Annotated in this window: 15 protein-coding genes; 3 read left to right on the forward strand and 12 right to left on the reverse strand. The window is 48.8% G+C overall.

The window, feature by feature from the left end; all coding sequences use genetic code 11:
- The first annotated feature begins 462 nt into the window (after window positions 1-462).
- On the forward strand, window positions 463-1,326 hold the full coding sequence (locus tag WDY75_RS23305) for a hypothetical protein (protein WP_006208862.1): 864 nt from the start codon (window positions 463-465) through the stop codon (window positions 1,324-1,326).
- 765 nt (window positions 1,327-2,091) lie between these two features.
- Here WDY75_RS23305 and cymR read toward each other — a convergent pair.
- Window positions 2,092-2,511: a cysteine metabolism transcriptional regulator CymR gene (gene cymR / locus WDY75_RS23310; RefSeq protein WP_006208860.1), complete on the reverse strand. Its 420-nt coding sequence runs from the start codon at window positions 2,509-2,511 to the stop codon at window positions 2,092-2,094.
- Between the two features lie 302 nt (window positions 2,512-2,813).
- On the opposite strand from cymR, the gene mnmA reads away from it, so the two are divergent.
- Window positions 2,814-3,923, forward strand: a complete 1,110-nt coding sequence (gene mnmA, locus WDY75_RS23315; protein WP_197477147.1) for a tRNA 2-thiouridine(34) synthase MnmA — start codon at window positions 2,814-2,816, stop codon at window positions 3,921-3,923.
- An 88-nt stretch (window positions 3,924-4,011) separates the two neighbouring features.
- Here the strand turns inward: mnmA and nrdG are convergent, their stop codons facing one another.
- The 4 genes from nrdG to WDY75_RS23335 form a co-directional block, all read right to left on the reverse strand.
- Window positions 4,012-4,515, reverse strand: a complete 504-nt coding sequence (gene nrdG, locus WDY75_RS23320) for an anaerobic ribonucleoside-triphosphate reductase activating protein (RefSeq protein ID WP_006208859.1) — start codon at window positions 4,513-4,515, stop codon at window positions 4,012-4,014.
- The gene (locus WDY75_RS23325; protein WP_082834312.1) at window positions 4,512-6,740 is read right to left on the reverse strand and encodes an anaerobic ribonucleoside triphosphate reductase; all 2,229 of its coding nucleotides are present in this window, start codon (window positions 6,738-6,740) and stop codon (window positions 4,512-4,514) included. The genes nrdG and WDY75_RS23325 overlap by 4 nt, the downstream gene beginning before the upstream one ends.
- Before the next feature lie 276 nt (window positions 6,741-7,016).
- Window positions 7,017-7,553, reverse strand: a complete 537-nt coding sequence (locus WDY75_RS23330) for a PCYCGC motif-containing (lipo)protein (RefSeq protein ID WP_063478882.1) — start codon at window positions 7,551-7,553, stop codon at window positions 7,017-7,019.
- 54 nt (window positions 7,554-7,607) lie between these two features.
- A complete protein-coding gene (locus WDY75_RS23335) occupies window positions 7,608-8,915 on the reverse strand; it encodes a replication-associated recombination protein A (RefSeq protein ID WP_063478881.1) in 1,308 nt (435 codons plus the stop codon).
- Window positions 8,916-9,157: 242 nt separating this feature from the next.
- On the opposite strand from WDY75_RS23335, the gene WDY75_RS23340 reads away from it, so the two are divergent.
- Window positions 9,158-9,289, forward strand: a complete 132-nt coding sequence (locus WDY75_RS23340; protein WP_255308661.1) for a hypothetical protein — start codon at window positions 9,158-9,160, stop codon at window positions 9,287-9,289.
- A 110-nt stretch (window positions 9,290-9,399) separates the two neighbouring features.
- Here the strand turns inward: WDY75_RS23340 and WDY75_RS23345 are convergent, their stop codons facing one another.
- The 7 genes from WDY75_RS23345 to WDY75_RS23375 all read right to left on the reverse strand — a co-directional run bounded on the left by WDY75_RS23345 (window position 9,400) and on the right by WDY75_RS23375 (window position 17,883).
- Window positions 9,400-11,577, reverse strand: coding sequence for a UvrD-helicase domain-containing protein (locus WDY75_RS23345; protein WP_063478880.1), 2,178 nt, complete (start codon window positions 11,575-11,577; stop codon window positions 9,400-9,402).
- 255 nt (window positions 11,578-11,832) lie between these two features.
- On the reverse strand, window positions 11,833-12,588 hold the full coding sequence (locus tag WDY75_RS23350) for a ThiF family adenylyltransferase (RefSeq protein ID WP_006208854.1): 756 nt from the start codon (window positions 12,586-12,588) through the stop codon (window positions 11,833-11,835).
- A 35-nt stretch (window positions 12,589-12,623) separates the two neighbouring features.
- On the reverse strand, window positions 12,624-14,399 hold the full coding sequence (gene aspS / locus WDY75_RS23355) for an aspartate--tRNA ligase (protein ID WP_063478879.1): 1,776 nt from the start codon (window positions 14,397-14,399) through the stop codon (window positions 12,624-12,626).
- A gap of 47 nt (window positions 14,400-14,446) precedes the next feature.
- Window positions 14,447-15,700 (reverse strand): histidine--tRNA ligase, encoded by a 1,254-nt coding sequence (gene hisS, locus WDY75_RS23360; protein ID WP_036644829.1) that lies wholly within the window; start codon window positions 15,698-15,700, stop codon window positions 14,447-14,449.
- Window positions 15,701-16,444: 744 nt separating this feature from the next.
- Window positions 16,445-16,894: a hypothetical protein gene (locus WDY75_RS23365; protein ID WP_006208852.1), complete on the reverse strand. Its 450-nt coding sequence runs from the start codon at window positions 16,892-16,894 to the stop codon at window positions 16,445-16,447.
- A gap of 77 nt (window positions 16,895-16,971) precedes the next feature.
- Entirely contained in the window at window positions 16,972-17,478 is a 507-nt protein-coding gene (locus WDY75_RS23370) for a type 1 glutamine amidotransferase domain-containing protein (protein ID WP_063478878.1), read from the reverse strand.
- Between the two features lie 186 nt (window positions 17,479-17,664).
- Entirely contained in the window at window positions 17,665-17,883 is a 219-nt protein-coding gene (locus WDY75_RS23375) for a hypothetical protein (protein ID WP_127502952.1), read from the reverse strand.
- Window positions 17,884-17,911 lie beyond the last annotated feature (28 nt).

Here is a 17,911-nt window from a genome sequence, read left to right on the forward strand (position 1 = left end):
AGACTAAAGTTCATTCTACAACAACCCTTTCAGATTCAAGATTTTAGTGTCTTCTATAATAGTACAATCTATAAAGACAAACAACAACCTACAAGCTTTTTGTGGTTGAGGTGTGGGTACTAATATTTATTGAAGTGCAATGAAAAAGGACTCCGCCGCTAAGAACTGGAGTCCTTTTTTTTCGATTTCTTTTTGATCAATTTGCCGAAACAATCTCGTCGATCTTAATCCAATGCCATTCTCCCTCAGGCATGGACAACTTGATTTCTCGACTAAACGTGTGGATCAGTACGACAATACCTGTTAACTTGGTGAATAATTGAATTTCCAGTTATTTGGAGTTATTCAAAGTCTAATCTAGTTATTCAGCGGATATAAGAGCTTATTTCTCTTCATCCTCTTTGATGAGTATAAGGAATATTTAGTAAAGTTTATGCAACTTATAGATAAGGAGGAATTACATTGAAGAAAAAGAAGTCAATTATCACTACCCTTGCCATGGTAATGTGTCTCTCGTTCCCAATAGCCACCTCCGCATCAACTACGTATCCAGATTCAACAGTTTCAATTATCTACAATAGCTCTACTGATGTGTACAGAGCAAGTGGCTCGGGAGGCGATGCTACAACACAATTTTTGTTATCCCCCACTGTTGGTTTAAGCAATGGAAAAACTATTTCAACACTTTTCACAATGGAGAACACAAGTCGTGGAGGGATTGTCCCTAGTCACTGGATAGGACTTCCAAACACTCATTTGCAGTTTAAAAACATGTACGCTTCTAGCGGAAATGATTCAGATGCATCAACATGGAGTGTAAATATTTCTGTTAGTGGAACTACCAGTACTTACCGGTATACTTTTGGAGATAATAACACCGGTGATTTCATAAACCCTGGTCAAAGTGTAAACGCTTGGGTAGATTATAACTGGACGGGGACATCAAATACTTCAATCAGCAATCTAATGCTTGCTCATGGAAATGAGAATTGGACATTTCTAAATGGATGGACGGCCTCAGGCTTGTTTGCAATGGACGCACAAATCGGGAGCAAATCAAGTATGTATCTGGAAACTGGTAGCAGACTCTCAGCAGAAAAAAACAATGCTAACGATCTTCCAGATGCTGAATTATTGAACATTAAAGAAGAACGAAAACAATTAGATTTAGCGATTGAATCAGGACAAGCCAAACCGATCAATCCAAAAGTAACAGTAAACGATGAGTCAGGTAGAGAAATCTGGTCGGGTAAAGCTGATGAATGGAATAAAGTCCAAGATGAGGTATTTAAGCAAAATAAGTTAGGAATATATTCAACCAACTAAGATATCAACCTTCATGAACTCTTTTCCTCGGAAATCATACAATGATTTCCGAGGTGCTTTTTTATTTCATTCGTAAGGAGGGGTTAAATAAAATTGAGGAAAATCATCACATTCCTTGTTGTCGGAGTAGTAATGTTTTTTATTTTACTCGCTATTGATCATTCCTACGTATCCATGAACAAATATATTAATGAGCTGTCCCCTGCAGCAAATATGGAGCGTTTGAAAATTATTTTGCTCAGTCTTTGTCTAGGTATTGTTTTCGATTGGTCAAATGTCATTAAGCTTGTAAAAAAGAAAATAAGCATACACTATTCATTAATATTTCCTTTTCTAGTCTCATTATTTTTAGCAATGCTCCCCGCATTCTTTATAGATATTGAACCCTCATTTTTCACAAACATCTTTATGAAATTACACGTTAATATAATATTCGGAATACTGAGTGGTATAATACTTACTAGAATTTTCGTGAAAAATGAATCATAAAAAATAAAGACCCAACATAGGGTCTTTATTTTTTATGTGCTTATGTGGTATTCGATATCCTGCAATACAAAGGGCAGGACCTGAGGAAGATACCGCTACTCCTGCGTAAAGGGATTCTTAACACTTATCTATCTACATGTCACCCAAAATCGTCAGTTAAAAATTGCAGATGATTTTGAATGGGCCTTAAAAACTAAGTGTTGTGGGTAACTTGTGGGTAACGCTTTTCCTCAATAACTCTCAATCCCTTTGAATAGTCGGGATTTCAAATCCCTGTCAAATGTAGAACATGTAATTGTCTGCAGCAGACTGTTCATGATAGTTGATCAGGTAATCGAGTGTTGTGGAATCCAATACTTCAGCAATGCTGTCGCGGATGCGCAGCCATAGATCCCGCTTCGCCGGATCGTCCTCTTCCGTAAAATCCACAGGGGATATCGGGCCTTCCAGCACGCGAATCACATCACCCGCCGTGATGGTAGCCGGGTCGCGAGAAAGGATATATCCTCCATACGCGCCGCGAATGCTTTTGACCAAACCCGCATTCCGAAGCGGTGCAATCAATTGCTCCAGGTAATGCTCTGATAGCTGGTTCTTCTCGGCAATGCTCTTCAGTGAGGTTGGGCCTTCGCCAAACTTGGCAGCCAGCTCCATCATAATCGTTAATCCGTATCTTCCTTTAGTTGATATCTTCAAGGGGGTGACACCTCTTTCGGTAATTTGTATATTGTGTTCATCCTGTACATAAATTGTAGGTGGTTGGGTGAAGCGATCATACGGCTCGCACAGCGAAGGATACACCGAATTCTGTGTTTTTCTCCGTATTCCGATCATTACCCTCAGCTTATGGTAACATATCCTGAACCTCAATGGGTAATATTCCAGCTGGAAAACCAAAAAATGTTCACCCTGAGTGGACAAAATGAAGCGTGTGAACCTTGTTCCAATATGTTAAAATACGTCCATGGGCATAATTCAATATGAAAATGGTGATAACGATGGCAAATGAAAATCATAACACTCGTATCGTTGTCGGCATGTCAGGAGGAGTCGACTCCTCCGTAACAGCGCTCCTGCTCAAGCAGCAGGGCTATGAAGTGATCGGCATCTTTATGAAAAACTGGGATGACACCGATGAGCTTGGCTACTGCACAGCCGAAGCGGACGCTGAAGACGTGCGCCGCGTGTGCGAGCAGCTCGACATTCCCTACTATACCGTCAATTTCGAGAAGGAATACTTTGATAAAGTATTTTCCTATTTTCTTGATGAATATAAAGCCGGGAGAACACCGAACCCCGATGTCATGTGCAACCGTGAAATCAAATTCGGTGAATTTCTGAACAAGGCAATGGATCTGGGAGCCGATTATGTGGCCACCGGCCATTATGCCCGTGTCATCGAAGAAAACGGACAATACCGTTTGCTGCGCGGTGTCGACAGCAACAAGGATCAAACCTATTTCCTCAATGCACTGAGCCAGGAGCAGCTCTCCAGAGCGATGTTCCCCATCGGGCATCTGCCTAAGCCGGAAGTTCGCCGTCTCGCAGAGGAAGCAGGACTGTATACCGCCAAGAAAAAAGACAGCACCGGCGTCTGCTTCATCGGAGAACGGAATTTCAAAGAGTTTCTTGGACAATACCTCCCCGCTCAGTCCGGGGATATGGTCGACATTGTAACCGGCGAAGTGAAGGGCCGTCATGACGGTTTGATGTATTACACGCTGGGACAACGCCAGGGTCTGGGAATCGGCGGTTCCGGCAACGGAGAGCCGTGGTTTGTTGCCGATAAGGATTTGACTAACAATATTCTTTACGTAGTTCAAGGCGATCATCCGAGTTTGTATTCAACCGGACTCGCTGCCTCCGGAATCAACTGGATTGCAGGTCAAGACGCTATGCCCAAAGACGCCTACACCTGCACAGCCAAATTCCGTTACCGTCAGCCCGATCAGGAAGTAACCATAACTCCGCGCGAAGACGGAACCGTTCATGTTGCTTTTGCCAAGCCGCAAAAGGCAATCACGCCTGGACAAGCCGTCGTCTTCTATCAAGGGGATGAGTGCATCGGCGGTGGAACGATCGAAACGGCGGATAAAGTGTCTTATTGATCGGCTAGTTTAAACTTGAAGAGCACACACTTCACCCGGAAGGTTTCCGTTCCGAGAAGTGTGTGCTCTTTTTATATAAGAAGAAATATTATCGGAGAACCCATTCCACAACGTCTCCATGCTCCACGCTGGCCGCTACATCAATTAATCGCTGATTCGAGCTGCCTCTGAAAGGAAGGGAGACATCTCTCAGCTCCATTTGAAATTTGCCATCCACGATCACGTCGCACAGCAAAGCCAATTCACGCCGCTTCGGCTGCCTCATCAATGCTTCAAAGGTGAATCCCGTATAAGCCCATACATTTTTCCCGGGACACAGCTTCCTGAAGCTGTGCAGAAATGCACTGCATTCCTCCGGAGAGAAGAACGGATCCCCGCCACATAAGGTCAAGCCATCCAGCAATGGATTATCCAACACTTCTTGGAGTATTCTCATGGACATCGCTTCTGTAAACGGTTCCCCTGCTTCAAAATCCCAGGAAGCCGCATTAAAACATCCTTCGCAGGCATGACGGCACCCGCTAACAAAAAGAACGGCCCGAAGCCCGGCTCCTTCATTGATGCTCTCAGGCAAATATCCGCACACATTCACAGATGTTTCACCCGGTCCCTGACCTCAGCCTGCTTAGCGGAATTGAAGCGCTCGGTATAATTGCCGGTTAAATACCCCGTTACCCTGCGCAGCCGCTGGAAGTTCCCATCTGCTTCCGAAGCACCACACCCGGGACAAGCGCTCCCGATAATCCCCTCATAATTGCATGCGGGGCACCGATCGACAGGGTGATTAACAGAGAAATACCCGATATTCTGCTGCAAGGCAAACTGCACGACCTCCCGAAAAGCAACCGTATTCTGTCTCGCATTCCCATCCAGCTCTACATACGAAATGGCTCCTGCATTACACAGCTCGTGAAAGGGTGCTTCCGAGCGGATTTTTCGATAGGCTGCCATCGGATGGTAAACCGGAATATGAAAGGAATTGGTGTAATACTCGCGATCGGTTACCCCCTTGATCACGCCGAAGGTATGGCGATCCAGCTTCGTGAATTTTCCGGATAACCCCTCTGCCGGTGTTGCAAACAAGGAGATGTTCAGATTGTATCTTTCACTGGCCTCATCGCAAAACTGCCGCATATGCCTTATGATCTCAAACCCCAGCCGGTGGCTGGTCTCATCCTCCCCGTGATGCTGTCCGGTTAACGCCTTCAGGCATTCAGCCAGCCCGATAAATCCAAGCGCAAGGGTGCCGTGTTTGATCAAATCCCGCACCTTGTCCTCCGGTGACAACACTTCGCCGCCTTCCCACACGCCTTCCCGCATCATAAAATCAGATGCTTTAGCCGGTTGATCCGCTTGCAGCTCATAACGATGAATCAGCCCCTCCACCGCAATGGCCATATAATGATCCAGCTGCTTGAAGAAGTGGGTCAGATCCGGTAAGTCCCGCTTCCCTTCGAGTATTCCATGCTCAATGCCAAGCCTGACCAGATTAATGGTGTTGAAGGACAAATTGCCTTTTCCACTCAGGCGATTTCGCCCAAAACGGTCTGCAATCGTCCTTGTTCGGCACCCCATGGTGGCAATGATTGTATCCGGATCGTCCGGGCTGTAGTAGGCAAGGTTAAACGATGCGTCCACATTGACAAAATTCGGGTACAGCCTGCGGCTGGAGCATTCTACCGCTTTCAGGAACAGGTCATAATTGGGATCTCCTTCCCTTTGATTGACCCCTTGCTTGCACTGAAATATATGCTGTGGAAAAATCGGCGTCTCTCCCCCGCCAAGTCCCCTCATCGTGGCGTCAAGCAGGGCATGGGACACCAGACGCCCTTCGGTGGACGTACACATGCCGTAGTTCAGCGAAGTGAAGGGAATCTGACCGCCTGCCCGGCTGCTCATCGTATTCAAATTATGGATCAAGGATTCCGCAGCCTGCTTCACTTCATTCACCGTCTCATTGTAGGCGTATCGGTAAGTTCGAGGGTATGTTTCCTTCAGCTGCTCATTGTCTATGTATAATTCAGTGTCCGGAAGAATACCTGCCGTCGATGTTCTCTGTGCTGCCTCCTCCAGATAGGCCACACCCTTGCGAAAATGCCGGCGAAAGGATTTACCGACATACGGTGCCAGATCCCAATCGATTTTACTGCCCGAAACACCGCCGAACTGACTGTTTTGCTGGGATTGAAAAATAATGGCTACCAGCGCCATTGCCGTCATAATACTCTGCGGCGGCCGGACGGATCCGTTTCCGGTATTAAAGCCCCGCTCCAAAAGACGATTGAATGGGATGAATATACAGTTCGTCGTTCCGAGCGCATACTGATCCAGATCATGCACATATACATAACCGTCCTTGACAGCTCTCATAAGCTCCGCCGGGAGAACGAAATGACTTGCCATCCACTTGGCATATTCGGAGCCGATACGGCTCATTTTTCCGCTGAAGGAATCCCCGTTCAGATTTGCATTCTCCCGCAGCAGATCGAGATTGGCTACCCCAATCACATCCCTGCTGATTTTGTACAGCTCCCCCCGGCGAACCCGCTCCAGGTCACGGATTTCCCTGTATTGCTGATAGGCCGCGGCTACCTCTGTATAACCGCTGCTCTGCAAATGTTCAACCACGATGTCCTGAATCTCCTCGACCGTCACCTGATCCATTCCCGCCGCTATATGGGCTGCTCGAACGCCAATCTCTAACGCAGCTTGCTCCCGGGAAGCACCCTCTACCGCTATAAATGCTTTATCCACCGCCTTCACAATCCGGCTCATCTCAAAATTCACCAGGCATCCGTCTCTCTTCATGACTTTCATGAATTCGGTCAACTCCTTATAGATAGATCAAGATCACTATCACACTATATATAGTTTCGTTAAACAAATTTACATCTATATATAGTTTGGCGCTGTGATATAGATCACGGTTCAGGAGAGAGTCATGCGGGGAAAATGACAAATGAGAAAGAAGACCCAAATCCTGGGCAACCAGCTTGCCGAAGTAAATCCGGCGAACGAAAAAGATGCCGCCTACGATTCATGAATCGCAAGCGGCATCTTCTGAATTTTCATTCCTTTCATTCCAGTAACCGATCAGCTTGCAGCTGGCGGCATTGGAGTTGGCGTCGGTTTGGCATAACCGGTGCTGTATTTCTCGTCGATGGCAGACCGGATATCCGTCAAACTCATGCCCTCGCTGCTCATTTTTGCAGATTCTACGGCGATGTCCAGGCACACTCCGCAGCGGGTACCATGATCATCCCATACCACGGTCCCATCCTCTTGAATCTCATCGATAAAACAGTTCAAGTTACTCTCATGACCGGCACTTTCCCCGCACCCGCAATAGCAAGGAATATATTTCAGCACATCACTCACTTGTGCAGACAGCGCATAAATCGTTTGAAGTTCGCTGGTCTGATTCTTCAAAAAATCAGGCAGCTCGTCAATGGAAGCCGTCGCCTCCTGAATATCCCCGTTCGTCAGCTGAGTCTGGTGCCCATGCTCATGCGCCGCTTCCGCAGCCTGCCCATTTGTGACCTGCTCCTGGACGCTTTTTCCCGAACAGCCGCTGAGCAATACACCAACAGACAGCAGCAGGATGACAAACCGTTGTTTCCCTGTTCTCATTACTCTTATCCTCCAATTAATTAGCGGTCGCAGGGCTGTTGCTCAGCCGTTCCGCTATTCTTCGCGTCGTAGTCTCTGATTGTGGGCGATCTTCGATTCGTTCCCCTGCTCGGTTGCCTGATAAAACACCCTGCGGGAGAGCTCCTTCGGTAAATAATCCTGCTTCACGTAATGGCCTGGATAATCATGCGGGTATTTGTAGCCGATATGTCCCAATTTCACGGCTCCCTGATAATGTGTATCACGCAGATGAAGCGGAACCTCTGCTGATTTCACCTCATCCATGGCCGACATGGCACGGGAGATGGCGGATACAACGCTGTCCGATTTCGGGCTCTCCACTGCAAACAGAATCGCCTGGGCGATATTCAGTTTCGCTTCCGGCCAACCGTTATTCCGGTACGCATCCAGCGCACTTACCGCCTGCACCATCGCTTGCGGGTTGGCTAAGCCGATATCCTCACTGCTGGCGGCAATCAAACGCCGAATGAAAACCATCGGATCCATCCCGAGCTTTTCAACCGCGTACAAAAACCAGAACAGAGCCGCATCACTGGACCCCCGAATGCTCTTATGAAAGGCTGACAGCACATCATACTGTGTGGACTCATCGGCACGCACGATGGGCCTGCGAATCGATTCCTCCGCAACATCCAGCGTAATATGGATCGTACCGCTGGCATCCGGAGGCGTAGTCATGGCTGCCAGCTCCAGCGCATTCAGCGCGCGCCGGATATCGCCGTTCGCCATGGTTGCAATGTGATCCAGCGCTTCCTCTTCCGCTCTGAGATCCATAAATCCGAGGCCTTTGTCTTGATCTGCCAGAGCACGCTGCATTGCAATCATGGAATGCTCCTTGGTCAGCGGCTGAAGCTGGAATAAGGTCGATCGGCTCATCAAGGCCCCATTCACATAATGGAAGGGGTTCTCGGTCGTAGCACCGATAAATATAATCGTGCCGTTCTCAACGGCGGGCAGCAGCGCATCCTGCCTGGAACTGTTAAAGCGATGAACCTCATCCAGGAACAGTATCGTTTTGGTCCCATACAGACTGCGGTTGCTCTGAGCCTGCTCAATGACTTCCCTAACGTCCTTAACGGACGCCTCCACCGCATTAAGGCGAACGAAATGTCCCTTGGTTTGCTGGGATATGATATGGGCGAGGGTTGTTTTGCCGCAACCCGGCGGGCCGTACAGCAATATGGAGGAAACCTGATCCGCCTCAATGGCCCGCCTAAGCAGCTTGCCCGGTCCAATAATATGTTCTTGTCCTATATATTCATCAAGCGACGAAGGGCGCATGCGATCGGCCAGCAGCCGGGAATCCCGGTCCCCTTCACGCCCGATACTGAATAAATCCATTGCTACACTTCCTTGTCTGATATCAATGCAATCCTAAGCCGGTTTTAATAAAATCCGTCACGCTCTATCATATCATATTCGATTTAACTGTGCCTGTGGAAGGCAATGACTTCATAATTTGTTGATCTGGTAACACCGATGAATATCTGCTTGCTTTGACAAAAAGTCAAACTTTTATCTTTCTAAAGCGTTTAAGATTAAGCAACGTATGATTAGAATCAACCACGACCGGAGGATATGAAATGAACCGTAAACCTGTACGAAAGAAAATAACTCTGATCATCCTGCTGCTTGCCGCTTTCTCTATTCTCATCGTTTGGACTTTGATTCGATTTATCGATCAGTTGGGTTCCTCCTACCAAATGCTTGGATAAGCGCAGCAAAAAGCCTCGTCGGGATGAGCACATGAAGCATGCATGTATCACCCCAAAGAGGCTTTTTTTCTGTTAATTTCGATCACCCTAACATCCGTGATGTTACATCATTACTCCACAGGCCAACCATTGACAGTAATCTCTGACGTTTCCGTCATGACATAGGAAGGCAGCGGCTCTCCATGCAGCAGCCACAGCTCATGCAATGCCCGGGTGCAGCCCACATACATTAGCTTGGCATCCCAAGCTTTCTCCGCATAATGTGCCGCATCCGCATCCGCCACGACAACGGCATCAAACTCCAGCCCTTTGGACAAATACACAGGGAGAATGGAATAGCCGCCCTGATAGGTTCCTTTGTTGCCATCTATCAGGTTCAGGTCGGGCCAATCGGCACTTAATTGCTCATGTAAATCTTTCGCTTCCCGTAAGGTGCGGGTAAGTATCGCAACGGTCCGGTATTCTTTGGAGATGAGCGTATCCAACGCCCGTGCTAAGTCACCTGTTCTGGAGTCCTTGGAATCATATGGTATAAGACGGACGGCATCGCCGCTTCGGAATACGGGTACAGCCAGCAGGTCACTGCTGACCCCCTTCTCCAGTATGTCGTTAGCAAATTCAATAATCTCCATCGTGGAACGATAGCTGCGCGTCAGAGCAAAGTAAGCCGTCTCCTCTTCCTTGAAGAGGGAGCTCATCTCTTCCCAAGCATGAACGCCACGATACGCATGGATACCTTGCGATAAATCACCTAATATCGTGAAAGAATGTCCTCTCACGAACAGGTCCAGCACGGCTACCTGAAATGGAGAGAAATCCTGCGCTTCATCAATCACGATATGGTCAAACCGCTGATCCCCGGAAATATCATTCAGCAGGCAGTGGAAATACAGCAGTGCCGGGAGATCCTCTTCCCGGATCACGTTTTTCTTCAAATCTTTGCACGTTGCAGCAAGCACGCCGGAAGGGATAAGGGCCGACAGCTCTTCAAACCACGTACCGGCCGCTTTAGCCGCACCGAACAATTGTTTATATAATGAAACCGGCTCGAACTTCGGCCATCGATTGCCATAAGCCTTTTCGCGTTGAGCCGCCCTTTTCTTCCGTTCTTTCATCACGGCTGCCGAAGGAGACTTCTTCAGCTCCATTTCTACCCAGCGGTGTAATCTTGCCAGCAGCCGTTCCTTGCGCTTCGCTAACGGATAAGGCTTATATTCCTGGTAGAACCATTCGGCTATCGTCTCCTGTTTTAGAACGGCTCCATCCCATGGGGAGAAATCGTCATCAGGGAGAGCCTCGGTTTCCAACGATTCCACACAGCGGCGAATAAGCTCCATCAGCCTTAGTGAACCTTTGTAGCGGCCGCTGACATTGTCATCAATGTCCGGCGTTCCCTGCCCTGGTTCTGTCTCAAACCATTGATTCAGCGTCTGCGCATGATCTTCCGAGGAGAGCTGAATATCCAGTAACTCCGAAGCCCAGTCGCCGAATGTACGCTGCTGAATGTCGCCAACCCCAAGCTCAGGCAGCACATCGGATATGTAATCCAGGAACATCAGGTTCGGCGCAAAAATAATCATTTTCTCCGCAGTAACCTGCTCCTTGTACTGATAGAGCAAATATGCCAGTCGGTGCAGTGCTACCGTTGTCTTGCCGCTTCCCGCAACCCCTTGGATAATGAGGGCGGTGTTTTTCGCTGCCCGGATGATTTTGTCCTGCTCGGCCTGTATCGTAGATACGATATCCCGAAGCCGGTTATCCTTGTTTTCCCCGAGACGGTAGACCAGGAACTCATCGGATACAGCGGGTCCGCCGCTATCCCGATTGTACGTGTCGGAGACCCGCTCCAGGATCTGCTTACGGATTACAACGTTGCGTTTCAGATACACAAGACCTTCGATGATTCCTTCGGGTGCTTCGAATGATGCTGGATCGGTACCGCCCGTAAACGAATAAAAAAGACTCGCGACAGGAGCGCGCCAGTCAATCACCATCGGATGATCCCCGGCATCTGCTTTATCGAAGCCTATCTTCCCAATGTAGAGCGGTTTCTTCGCTCCGTTTCCGTTTTCTTGAAAATCCAGCCTTCCGAAGTAAGGCTCCGGCAAACTTTTGGCGAGGGCTTGCCGTTTCTCTTCCCGTCCTGCTTCGAGCACCTGCTCCGTAAAATCATGACCCGTGTATACGGGAATGCCGCGCAAACGCTCAAGTTGACGGTCAATCTCGACGATAACCTCGTTTAGCCTTGACTCTTCTTCTTGATAGGCACTTTGAAAAGATTCTGACACTTTCAGTTACCTCCTAAGAAACATATTATTTTCGCATCGGAATTCTGGCTTTATAACTGACCTCGACACAAAAGGAGTTTCATTGTAGCACAACTTGCCTGGATATACTAGCACAGCTCTGCCGCATGAATTACGCTGTGTTTGTTCAGCTACATAAGCATTCCTTCAATCGCAGCAAAAGACGCAGCATCCCCTGTTCGGATACTGCGTCTTTATATATTTTTAAATTTTTGCGGCTGTTGCTAAAAGCCTCGTTTACAAGGATACGCCGCCTTTTTCGAGCAGCTCTTTCACGGTTACGCTAACCATGATCAGACCGGCTACAGGAGGAACAAACGCATTGCTTGCCGGTGGCTGCTTGGCCTTCCGAATCTCGGGTGCATTCTCGGGCACAATCTTCTCCGTAACGTCCTTACGTGGTTTCATCGGCTCCTCTAGAGAGAATACCACCTTGACCCCTTTTTTGATGCCGTCTTTACGCAGCTTCGTGCGCACGATTCGAGCAATCGGGTCCATGGAAGTTTTGGATATATCAGCTACCTGGAACTTCGTTGGGTCCATTTTGTTGGCTGCACCCATACTGGAGATGATCGGAATGCCGCGCCGCAGGCACTCCTTAATCAGATGCACTTTATAAATAATCGTGTCCGAAGCATCGATCACATAATCCAGCTCATACTTGAACAGCTCTTCATACGTCTCTTCGGTGTAGAACATGTTCAGCGCAATCGCTTCACACTCCGGATTGATCAGTTTAACCCGATCCACCATCAGATCGGCTTTCTTCTGACCCACCGTTGTGGTTAACGCATGGATCTGACGATTGATATTGGTGATGTCCACCACATCTTTATCGATCAGAATGATGCGGCCAACCCCGGTACGGGCAAGGGCTTCCACCGCGATGGAACCCACGCCGCCAATACCGAGCACAGCCACCGTACTGTTCTTCATCACTTCAAGGCCCTCAGGGCCGATGGCTAATTCCGTTCGGGAAAACTGATGCAGCATAATTCAAGCAACCTCCTTTATCGAGAACACCTGGCTTATTTCTCGTCGCCCGGCTTCTTGGCAAGTTTGATATGCAGCTGCTCCAGCTGTCCACCGTCCACTTGGGAAGGAGCATCCATCAACAGATCCGTTGCGCTGGCCGTTTTCGGGAATGCAATCGTTTCACGCAGGTTGGTGCGCCCTGCAAGGAGCATGACCAAACGGTCAAAACCGAAGGCGATTCCGCCATGCGGAGGCGTACCGTATTCAAACGCGTCCAGCAGGAAGCCGAACTTCTCATGAGCCTCTTCCGGCGACAATCCGAGTGCGGCAAACATTTTTTCCTGAATCTCTCGCTGATAGATCCGCATAGAACCGCCACCGACTTCATACCCGTTCAACACGATATCATAGGCTTCCGCGCGTACGGCAAGCGGGTCCGTGTCTAGCAGCTCCAGATCTTCATGTTTTGGACGGGTGAACGGATGATGCTCGGCTACATAACGCTTCGCGTCTTCGTCATAGCTGAGCAGCGGGAAGTCCAGCACCCAAGCAAATTTGTATTCGTTATCGTCAATCAAACCAAGCTGACGCCCGATTTTCAGACGGAGTGCACCGAGAACATCCGCAACCACTTTTTTGTTGTCAGCGGAGAACAGCAGCAAGTCACCATCTTCGGCTCCCGTACGTTCTCTTACGGCTTCAATCTCCTCTTCGCTGAAGAACTTCACGATAGGCCCTTTGAATTCGCCTTCCTTCACTTGAATCCATGCAAGACCCTTCGCTCCGTAACGGGCGGCATAGGGTCCCAGATCGTCAATCTCTTTACGGGTCCAAGTACCGCAGCCCTTAGCGTTCAAACACTTCACTTCGCCGCCCTTTTCGATGACGGAAGAGAATACTTTTACACCGCTGCTTGCTACGATATCGTTCATTTCGATCAATTCCAGACCGAAGCGAAGATCCGGCTTATCCGAGCCGTATTTGCTCATGGCTTCAGCATGACTAATGCGCTGGAACGGCGTTGCAAGCTCGACACCTACGGTTTCTTTGAACAGCTTCACCATCAACTGCTCCATCATGGTCAGCAGATCATCACGTTCCAGGAAGGACGTCTCAATGTCGACCTGGGTGAACTCCGGCTGACGGTCAGCCCGCAAGTCTTCGTCACGGAAGCAGCGCGCAATTTGGTAATAGCGCTCAATTCCGCTCACCATGAGGAGCTGCTTGTAAATTTGCGGGGATTGCGGAAGCGCAAAGAATTCGCCTGAATGTACGCGGCTTGGCACAAGATAGTCACGTGCGCCTTCCGGCGTGCTCTTTGTCAGAATAGGTGTTTCCACATCCACGAAGCCTTCGCCGTCGAGGAAGTCACGGAAAATTTTTGACGCTTTCGAGCGCAGCATCAGCGTTTTCTGCATCTCCGGACGACGCAGGTCCAGATAACGGTATTTCAGGCGAAGCTGCTCATCTACCTCCACACCGTCCTCGATGAAGAACGGAGGTGTTTTTGCTGCGTTCAGCACTTCGATGTTAGTCACTTGAACCTCAATCTCGCCTGTTGGCAGATTCGGGTTGAACGTTTCAGGATCACGCTTTACGACTTTACCGGATACAGCCAGTACAAACTCGCTGCGAACTTTGTCGGCAACTGCCAAAGCTTCGCCTGAGAAATCCGGATTGAATACAATCTGCATAATGCCGCTGCGATCACGAAGATCGATGAACAGCACTCCACCCAAGTCACGGCGGGTTTGTACCCAGCCGTTCAGTGTTACATTTTCTCCAATGTGCGCGGTTGTCAGGTGACCGCATTGATGCGTCCTTTTCATCGGTTATCATTCCCCTTTAGTATAATTAAGTCGCTAAATCACGACGATTAAACAAACTCTTGAACCAGACTATCCAATTTCACGATGCGCTGCTCGCCGGTTTCCATCGATTTCAGAGCGATTTCTCCGCGTGCCAGTTCATCATCGCCCAAAATGGCGGCATATCTGGCCTGCAGACGGTCAGCAGATTTCATCTGGGCTTTCATTTTGCGGCCGAGATAATCCCGTTCCGCAGATACGCCCTTGCTGCGCAGCTCGTAGATCAATTTTGCCACTTCCCGCTCAGCCGCTTCGCCCAGTGCTACCAGGTAGACATCCAGCGGCTTCGCAGCCGACAGGTTGACGCCTTGATGCTCCAGGATCAATAGAATCCGCTCAAGACCAATCCCGAACCCGATACCCGGCTGATCCGGTCCACCGATCTGATCGACCAGTCCATTAAACCGTCCGCCTCCGCCTACCGTGTCAATTGCGCCGATCCCCTGTGCTTTGAATTCAAATGCGGTGTGCGTATAGTAGTCCAATCCCCGAACGAGTCTTGGATTGATCTCATACTCAATGCCCATGGCATCCAGATATCCTTTTACTTTCTCGAAGTGTGTGCTGCACTCCTCATCAAGGCTATCCAGGATCGAAGGAGCATCATCGAACTTCCCTTGATCCTTCTTGCAATCCAGCACACGCAGCGGGTTGCGCTCCATTCGTGATTGGCAGTCCGAGCACAGGCTGTCTTTCATCGGCTCCAGGAAGGCCAGAAGTGTGTTTCGGTAAGCCGCCCGAACCTCTGGCGTACCTACAGAGTTAATCTCCGCTTTAACTCCGTTAAGCCCAAGCTCCTTGTAGAAGCTGTATCCGAGTGCAATAACTTCGGCGTCAATGGCCGGTTCCGCAGTCCCGAACACCTCTACCCCGAACTGATGGAATTGACGGTACCTGCCAGCCTGCGGCCGCTCATAACGAAACATCGGCCCGATGTAGTACAATTTGGATACGTCAGGTTCGCCGTACAGCTTGTTTTGCACATAAGCCCGAACGACGCCAGCTGTTCCCTCAGGACGCAGAGTCATGCTGCGATCCCCTTTATCCTTGAATGTGTACATTTCCTTCTCCACGATATCGGTGGTTTCACCTACCCCGCGTTTGAACAGTTCGGTCTGCTCAAACATCGGCGTGCGAATTTCATGGTAATTGTATCTCCGGCACAGATCCCGTGCCTTCTCCTCGATAAACTGCCATTTCTCGACGGCTCCAGGAAGTATGTCCTGCGTGCCAGTCGGCTTTTCAAATTTCTCGTTTGCCATCTTCATCCCTCCACGTCCTTTGACATCTTCACGACTGAACATGTCCATGCCTTGATCTGTGTTATAAAACCAAAAAAATCTCCCGCCCCGCTGTCCTAAGACAACAGGGACGAGAGATGTTCATGACGATATCACCCGTGGTACCACCCACATTCCGGATATGACACGCATTAGGGCGTGTTCAAGCATCCGCTTCATCCGTTTAACGCCCGGCCGCGCAGTTCGGCTACTGTCTATCCCACCGGTTACCCGGTGCTTGCTTCGCCGTCTGTTCTCGGGGAGGTCATTCGTCCACTCATCAAGCGAATCCTTACAGCCAGGGGATTCTTCTCTGGTCTTGTGGGGATGGAGTACTTGTTCCCGTCATGAAATCCGTTATTCATAAAATATAGTATACCCAAAACATTATATTTTTAGATTCTAATGAACCGCCGCACTAAAGTCAAGAAACTTTGTAGAATTTACCCGAAAAAAGAAAAAAACCTACAAACCACTGTTGTAGGTCCAAAACATATATTATATAAAAAAGGGGGTCATGCTGTTATTATAAACAGCGAATATTAAAGGAACATTGAACAAACATTACAGTTATATTACAAGCGAGAAAGCGCTTTTATTGAAACGGCTTCAAAGGGGCTGCTCCAATGACGGAACAGCCCCTTTACGTTAATGGGATATGCCTTCTTCGCTTGCTGCAATCATTATCATCCAATAGGATTGCAATGCTAAGCTATCCTTTATTATTTAGTCAAAACGCTCCACGTAAGCGTTATTTGCCCGCAGATCATGCACAATCTGATCATAATCCTCGTCCCTTACTTTAACGGACAATACGTATCTCAGATCATCATAGTCGCGGTCCGTCACATCCGCCTCGCGCCAGCCGTCTCCGTTCATATCATCGCTGTCAGGCCGATCCTCTGCCCGGTCGCGGCTTGCTTCCCGCGAGCCCACAATGACGCCTGGAGCGCCTACTACTCCGCCGGGTGCACCCATCGTCGTGGCACCCGCAGTTGCTCCGCCTGTGCCTGAATTACCCCAAGGCACGAGCGGGACAAGAATATTCCCTCCCCCTCGAACCGAATCCTGCAGCTGTCCTACCTCAAGCTGCTCGGTGCCGTAGGTCAACAGTGTCGTCCTTGCGCCCTCGGCGTCGTCTTCCGTTCTGAAATAGGCTTGAATTTGTCTAGACATGTCCATTCCTCCTTTTTATCAACCAACTTGTTTGAAAGAGCGGTATAACATAGACAACCCATACAGCTATTTTTCCGTTACAGTGCCTTTAGCAGCTCACGCACGAAGGCTGGCTCGTCTTTCGGCGTTCGGGAAGTAATGAAGTTTCGATCTACGACCACTTCTTCATCCTTAAAGGTTGCGCCAGCGTTCACCATATCGTCCTGAAGCGGAGGATAGGAAGTGATGGTGCGTCCCTTCAGCAGATCGGCACTTGCGAGAATTTGCGGCCCATGGCATATCGAAGCAATCGGTTTGCCTGACTTGTCCGCTGATGTGACGAACTTCAATATATGGGAATCCAGACGTAAATTTTCCGGAGAAGATCCACCTGGAATAACCACCGCATCATAATCGTTTATATTGACGTCGGCAATGGCCTTATCCGTTGTATAGGAAGCCTTGCCCTGTTTGCCCTTTACCTCTTGTCCTTGTTTCAATCCAATGATATCTGCTTGATGTCCCGCTGCCTTCACGGCATCATAAGGAGTCTTCATCTCGGAATCTTCGAATTGGTCAGCTAGTAGAAATGCAATTTTACTCATCTGGCATATCTCCCTTCATGATTGTCCTCGATTTGTTATTACCCTGTAATGTCTTTTTTATAACAGTGGAATTATTGAAGCGGGTAAGGGGGTGCCTTTTTAGAAGGGAACAGAAAAAACCCGAGTTTATCTCACCCAGGCTCTGCTTATCAATGCAATATCATCCTTATTCACTGCGGCTATATTCTAGGATCTCGGCAGCTGTTTCCGAATATTTCCCTTAATGTTTCTTTCCTGTGCCGGTTCCTCTGAAACAGCAACCATGCGTTCCATGCTGGCTGCTTCCCTTATGTCTCCTGAACCGACCAACACAGGCAAACTGCTCCATATCGAGAATTTGGGGGATTGACGCATAGGCAGCATGACTCCTTTTCCAAAGAGAATAATGGACCTGCGATTACTCACACAGGATGCCCCATCTCTCTGATATCAT

This window comes from Paenibacillus glucanolyticus, from assembly GCF_037333485.1.
Taxonomy (GTDB): domain Bacteria; phylum Bacillota; class Bacilli; order Paenibacillales; family Paenibacillaceae; genus Paenibacillus_AQ; species Paenibacillus_AQ glucanolyticus.

Excerpts from the sequence above, each read along its gene's own strand:
- mnmA (WP_197477147.1), top strand. The coding sequence starts at position 2,814 with ATGGCAAATGAAAATCATAACACTCGTATCGTTGTCGGCATGTCAGGA.
- WDY75_RS23325 (WP_082834312.1), bottom strand. The coding sequence starts at position 6,740 with ATGAAAGTCATGAAGAGAGACGGATGCCTGGTGAATTTTGAGATGAGC.
- WDY75_RS23330 (WP_063478882.1), bottom strand. The coding sequence starts at position 7,553 with ATGAGAACAGGGAAACAACGGTTTGTCATCCTGCTGCTGTCTGTTGGT.
- WDY75_RS23335 (WP_063478881.1), bottom strand. The coding sequence starts at position 8,915 with ATGGATTTATTCAGTATCGGGCGTGAAGGGGACCGGGATTCCCGGCTG.
- WDY75_RS23340 (WP_255308661.1), top strand. The coding sequence starts at position 9,158 with ATGAACCGTAAACCTGTACGAAAGAAAATAACTCTGATCATCCTGCTG.
- WDY75_RS23350 (WP_006208854.1), bottom strand. The coding sequence starts at position 12,588 with ATGCTGCATCAGTTTTCCCGAACGGAATTAGCCATCGGCCCTGAGGGC.
- aspS (WP_063478879.1), bottom strand. The coding sequence starts at position 14,399 with ATGAAAAGGACGCATCAATGCGGTCACCTGACAACCGCGCACATTGGA.
- hisS (WP_036644829.1), bottom strand. The coding sequence starts at position 15,700 with ATGGCAAACGAGAAATTTGAAAAGCCGACTGGCACGCAGGACATACTT.
- WDY75_RS23365 (WP_006208852.1), bottom strand. The coding sequence starts at position 16,894 with ATGTCTAGACAAATTCAAGCCTATTTCAGAACGGAAGACGACGCCGAG.
- WDY75_RS23370 (WP_063478878.1), bottom strand. The coding sequence starts at position 17,478 with ATGAGTAAAATTGCATTTCTACTAGCTGACCAATTCGAAGATTCCGAG.